The organism is bacterium, assembly GCA_029210965.1.
Taxonomy (GTDB): domain Bacteria; phylum BMS3Abin14; class BMS3Abin14; order BMS3Abin14; family BMS3Abin14; genus JALHUC01.
On record JARGFZ010000140.1, the window covers coordinates 1 to 577 of the forward strand.

The 577-nt window shown below is 69.8% G+C and carries 2 protein-coding genes; one reads left to right on the plus strand and one right to left on the minus strand.

Annotation, left to right across the window (positions count from 1 at the left end):
- On the minus strand, positions 1-188 hold a 188-nt coding region (locus P1S59_14670; protein ID MDF1527464.1), incomplete at its 3' end, for a hypothetical protein.
- Positions 189-230: 42 nt separating this feature from the next.
- Here P1S59_14670 and P1S59_14675 point away from each other — a divergent pair.
- A partial coding sequence (locus P1S59_14675; protein MDF1527465.1) for a hypothetical protein occupies positions 231-577 on the plus strand: 347 nt, incomplete at its 3' end.

Genomic DNA, 577 nt, shown 5'->3' on the forward strand with positions numbered 1-577 from the left:
GTGAAGACGCTGGTCTGGGTGTGGCACACCTCGCAGATGCCGTCGCTGGCGCCGCCGGAGATGGCGTAGCTGTTGGCGGCGTAGCCCGCCTGGCTGGTGAAGGTGATGTTCGACAGGGTTGTGTCCCTGGGCGTGCCGTAGCCGTTGCTGCCCATGGTGGTATCGGCCACCCCAGTGGGATTGTTCACGGCGCTGCGCACCATGTAGTGGTTGCCGTCCCCGTGGGGGTCGTGGCAGTCCACGCACTTGTAGTTGTAGTTGCCCGGCCAGGTCTTCGAGGAGCCGGTGGTCGCCCGGGTGTGGCTGACGATGTCGATCACCGTGGCGCTGCCGCCCACCCCGTGGCAGGTGTCGCACAGGCCGTTGGTGTCGGTCGCGTAGGCGCCCAAGCGGTACGGGTCGGTGCCGCTCTTGGTCGGCGCATGCTGCGCCCCGGCGGAGTGGCAGTTGTTGCAGCCGCCGCTGGTGGCGGTGTAGCCCGGGCCGGTGGTGCCGGAACCCGGGAACGCCCCCGCCTGCCCGTGGCCGGCGCTGGTGTACTGGGTCTGGTCGATGGCGTTGGGGGCGGAGTCCGCGG